At 56.9% G+C, this 5,176-nt stretch carries 4 protein-coding genes; all 4 read left to right on the top strand.

The features are described 5' to 3' along the window. On the top strand, positions 1 to 1,346 hold a 1,346-nt coding region (locus VG146_11630; GenBank protein ID HEV2392999.1), incomplete at its 5' end, for an immunoglobulin domain-containing protein. A gap of 128 nt (positions 1,347 to 1,474) precedes the next feature. Further along, positions 1,475 to 3,172: a hypothetical protein gene (locus tag VG146_11625; GenBank protein HEV2392998.1), complete on the top strand. Its 1,698-nt coding sequence runs from the start codon at positions 1,475 to 1,477 to the stop codon at positions 3,170 to 3,172. 477 nt (positions 3,173 to 3,649) lie between these two features. After that, positions 3,650 to 4,357: a hypothetical protein gene (locus tag VG146_11620; protein HEV2392997.1), complete on the top strand. Its 708-nt coding sequence runs from the start codon at positions 3,650 to 3,652 to the stop codon at positions 4,355 to 4,357. Between the two features lie 73 nt (positions 4,358 to 4,430). Next, complete coding sequence (locus tag VG146_11615) at positions 4,431 to 5,102, top strand: PEP-CTERM sorting domain-containing protein (GenBank protein ID HEV2392996.1); 672 nt, start codon at positions 4,431 to 4,433, stop codon at positions 5,100 to 5,102. The last annotated feature ends 74 nt before the right edge of the window (positions 5,103 to 5,176 follow it).

Genomic DNA, 5,176 nt, shown 5'->3' with positions numbered 1-5,176 from the left:
TGGTTGGGGCGTTGCCTGATTCGTTCACCTGGAGCGTCCAGTTCAGCGGATTGGGCAGCAACGACTCGGCGGGTTTGAGTTTCTTTGGACCGCCGGTGGCGGGGCAGGTGCGCGCGGCGTATTGGTCGCAGGAGGGCAACGGCTGGACTTTGCAGACCAATGAGCTGGGTGCAGCCGATTTCGCGGCACAATTAGCGGCGGTCAGCCGGGGTGTAACGCTGAGTGTGCTCAATACGGTAACCAACGCCGATTGCGGGCAGGGCTTTAACGCCACACGCACCTGGCAGGCGGTGGATGATTGCGGCAACGCGGCTACGTGCAGCCAGACGGTCGCTGTGCTGGACCTGGGGCCGCCGATGGTGGTGACCCAGGCCCGCAATGAAGTGGTCCTCGCCGGCCAGACGACCTCCCTCTCTGTCAGTGTCTCGAGTTGCCCGCCCTTGGCGTACCAATGGTATTTTGATGAAACCATCAGCGTTCCTGATGGAACCAATGCGACGCTCGTCATTAGCAATATTACGCCTGAGGAGGCGGGCAGCTATTTTGTCGTGGTCACAAACGCCTACGGCAGCGTGACCAGCACGCCCGTCCAATTGGACGTGGTTGAACCGGCAGCGATTCTCAACGGACCCACCGACCAGGTGGCCACCAACGGCGACACAGTCACCTTCAATGTGACGGCCCAAGGCACCAGCCCGCTTGGCTATCAATGGTACTTCAATCAGACCAACTCGCTCCTCGATCAGACGAACGAATCCCTGGCGCTGAGCAATATCATGGTCAGCCAATCGGGACTGTATGAGGTAGTGGTGACCAATGCCTACGGCAGCATCACCAGCGCCCCGGCGCAACTGACCGTCTTTGGTCCGCCGTTCATTCTGAGCGCGCCCTCAAACCAGGCGGCCATCAATGGGGCCACGGTGAACTTCAATGTCGCCGCCTTGGGGGTCGGGCCATTGGAATACCAGTGGTTCTTCAACTCGATCGCGCTGGCCGGCGCCTCGCTGCAGAACCTGAGCCTCTCGAACGTGACCCCGGTTCAGAGCGGCAACTATTCCGTGTTGGTCTCGAACGCCTTTGGGCCAACTTTCAGCGGGCCGGCCTCGCTTCGTGTCCTGGTCTTGCCGGCTGTGTCCATAGTCCGAACCGGGAGCGTGGTCACAATTACATTCTCGAGTGTCAGCAACCTGCTCTACGATGTCTATTACAAGGACAACCTTGCGGCGAAGACATGGACCGAGCTGCCAAAGAAGGCCGTATTAAGGCTCGGCACCGGGGGGCCGATGAGCATTCAAGACACGCTCCCCAACCCGACCAACCGGTTCTATCGGGTGGAGGTGCAATAGAGATACCCCAAAACCCGAAACCCCGTTCGGGGGACCTGTTTAGGGGAAAAACACGCGCCTTCTTTTGATTTTCAGTGGCTTCAATTGCATTGCGAATTAGCCTTCTCTTGGGTACATCCCTCGCTGCTATGCGCATGAGAAGTTTCGGTTTGGGTCTAATCGCGATGCTCGGTATCGCGCTGACGGGATGCGAACAGTCGGCGGAGAGCCAAAATGCCCGGAAGGTTGCAGCACCCGATTCGCTCTCGGATGCAGGCAATGTTCTGCTCCGAATCCATTGGCTGGGCAAAAAGCGCCTCGCCGCGGACTCGAGCGCCTCTCGCTTGATGAGCATCTGGGGCCTCCCTGAAAGCGCCAGACTCGAAACCCAAACGCTGGACAAACTGGCCGTTGCCCCCTGGCTTCCTTCGCTCACTAACCACCAATTCCCCATCGCCAATTATCAAGCAGCCCTTAGAAGCAGTCCCGCCAGGTATCTACGCCCCCTTCTGAATGATCTCCTTCAGCAGGAGTCATTCGTCGAAATGCGCCAGACCACCAATTGGGTCGTGGAGCTCGCGCTTGCGATTCGATTGGACCCTCAACGAGCGGCGCTTTGGCAAACCAACCTGGCTGCCGTCCTTCAGTCTGTCCCCGGCGCGCATCCGGTTTCGGCGCAATCAACCGCCTTTGCCTGGACCGTGCCGATGACCCGGCACGGGGCTGCGGCAACCAATCCTATTGAGCTGAGCCGCGCCGGGGACTGGACTCTGCTGGGCTTTGGCCACGCCTCCAATGATCTGGTTGCCGACATGGCGGCGCGAATCCACGCACGGCCGGGTGGAGCGCCCTTCATTGCAGGCAAAACCAATTACTGGCTCGAAGCAGCCCTCAATTTAGCCGGCGTACGCAACGCCTTCCCTACGGCATCAAACATCCCGCCGCGCTGGCCGAAAATCTCACTCACCGTTACGGGTGACGGCACGAATGTGCTGACAACCGCAAGGCTGAGTTTCTCGAGTCCCTTGAATCTGGAGATGAAGCCCTGGAACATCCCCACGGACCTGATCCATGATCCGTTGGCAAGTTTCACAGCAGTGCGTGGGTGCAAGCCATGGCTTTCTTCGTGGAAGGGATGGACCGATTTGCAACTCGGAGAGCCTCCGGGCCAGCTTTATTCTTGGTCCCAGCAGCCGCTGCCTCCGTTGTTATTTGCAGCAGCCCCGGTCTCTGACCCAGCCGGGTTCATCCAGCGCCTGCTGCGGTCCAGTTCCAAATCGTTGAATCCCGTTCTCGAGCAACATCGATTTGGCAAAATCGAACAGAGCACCAACGCAAATGAGCTCATTTGGGCCGGCGCGCCTCTAATGGCCCCTTTTGTCCGCTTAGCGCGCCAGCCCAATGGGTTTATCCTGGGCGGCCTGGCTTCCAGCGCGCTCACCAATTTCCCCGCGCCTGCCGGGATGTTCCGCGATGTGCTCAGCCGCAATAATCTGGTTTATTATGATTGGGAATTAACCGGCGAACGGCTCGAGGCCTGGTGGAATCTCGGACAACTCTTCCGGGTGATTTTCTCGAAAGCTCAACTCCCGGACAACTGCGCCTCCATCGCCTGGTTCAAGGCAGCGCATTCAAAGCTGGGTCCCTCGGGGACGATTGTGGTGCAGAATGGACCCGATGAACTCCTTTTGCGCCGGAGTTCAGGCATCGGGTTCACCGGGATTGAACTGCAGCTCATTGCCGATTGGCTGGAATCGCCAGAGTTTCCGAAAGGACTGCATACGCTCCTCACGCCAGTGAAAAACCGGCCCACGGGACATGCCCGCAGGAGCCTGCAAGGAAGATAGTGCGGCAGCGTTTTGGACTGCGGCAGTCCTCTGCCGCTTTTGGATGTCCTTTCACTCTCACCATGCCATCCAATTCAATGCCACTGGCGTGCACCCGTAAACTCAACGCAAGCGGCGGTCCTAAAGCGCCAGAGGACTGGCGCAGTCCACGACGCTTCGCGCTGAACAGTTATTTTCGCCTTTTATCCATGAAATTCGTGAAATCGGAGGTCCGCCTTTTGGGCTGTGTCTTCCTCACATTTGTGAGATTTTGGCGCTATTTGATGCCTGAAGTAGCTATAAACTATTTGGTTTTACAGACGTAACAGCATGATCTACAGCAAGTTGGATAAATACAACATTTGAAACACGACTCCACGGTTTTGCCCCGGGGAACACTCTAAAAAAATGTTCAAAAAAAATTTAAAAAACGTTGACAGGTGCCTTGCGAATCGCCATAGTGAGCGCACACACGGTAACACATAACTACAAAATCAAATGAGAACAAAAGCACTATTATGCGCTGCGGCAGTGGTCGCGGCGGGCGCTGTCACCTCGATGGCGCAAAACGTTTATTCACTAAACGTTGTCGGGTATGTAAACGTTAATGTTGGTCTTGGCTACAATGTGTATGCCAATCCGCTCAGCAATGGGCAAACCAACGGAGCCAATGAAATCTTCTCGAGCCTTCCCAACGGGACCACAATCCTGACTTGGAACGGTTCGGCTTACACTGCGTCGTATTACGATGCTTCCCTCGGGATCAGCCCGAACAACTGGTACCAGGCGGACGGAGTCACGCCCTCTGTTCCCCCCTCCCTTCCCCCAGGGCTCGGCTTTTTCATGAATCCTGGCTCAGCGTTCACGGCCACTTTTGTTGGTAATGTCGTGCCGGCACCTGGCACCACAAACAACTTGGCCGTGCCGAACGGGTATCAACTAGTCGGTTCAGTGCTGCCGGTCGGCGGTTCTGTTACAAACACCTCATTCAATCTGCCTCTTAACAACGGGATGACGGTGTTGACTTGGAATGGCTCGGCCTACACGGCCTATTACTATGACGCCAGTCTTGGTATCAGCCCGAACAACTGGTACCTGTCAGACGGCGTTACGCCAGGCCCCGTGCCTTCGATCAATGTCGGCCAAGGCTTCTTCTGGAATCCTGCCCAGACCACCACATGGAGCCAGACGCTCTCAGCACAATAATTCGAACCGCCATTCGGAAACCTTTATAAATTAACACATCAAAAAACTAGCCAAAACCACAACACAAACATCTATGAAAAAACTAGCCGCACTCCTCTCCTTGTCAGCACTGGCCACTGGGGCTTTCGCTCAAGGCACGATTGGTTTTATCAATTCGTCCACAACGTTGATTACAACCAATGCCACGGCGGCCGGTGGAACTGCCGGGAATACCGCGACGGTTGCGGGGGGATTCTATTATGGGGTTTTTACCGCGCCCTCAACAGTAACCTCACTCACCCCTGCTGACTTGCTCGGGACGACATGGACGTTTACAGGCTCCTATGCTACAAACATACCGGCCGGCGGTCGTTTGAGCGGAGGCTCTACCGCTGTGACATCGACGGGTTGGCCTGCTGGTCAAACCAACTCCTTCGTGGTCGTTGGTTGGTCCTCCAACCTCGGTCACGATTGGGCTACGATCGCCGCAGAGCTGAACGGCTCGACCCTGAATAATGGCGCGTGGGCAGGTGGCCATTGGACTCGCACTGGCTTTTTCGGCCTCTCAGGTGTTGGCTTCGGCGAGGCTGGCGGCGGCCCTAATTCTCTGCCTCCTTTCGCGTTGTTCGGCTCCGGCCCTACAGCGGCAGGCACGCCACTCACGGCTGGCTTCCCGCTTTATATTACTGCGGTTCCTGAGCCCGCGACCTTCGCATTGGCTGGTCTCGGCGCTGCTGCGCTGTTGATCTTCCGCCGTCGCAAGTAAGAGAAGGCTCTTTAAATCACACACAAGCCGCTCGGAAACGGGCGGCTTCTTTTTTTGTACACGCGCCCTTTTGG

Source organism: Verrucomicrobiia bacterium, from assembly GCA_035946615.1.
Classification (GTDB): Bacteria; Verrucomicrobiota; Verrucomicrobiia; order Limisphaerales; family UBA8199; genus DASYZB01.
This window is presented reverse-complemented; position numbering and strand designations above follow the sequence as displayed.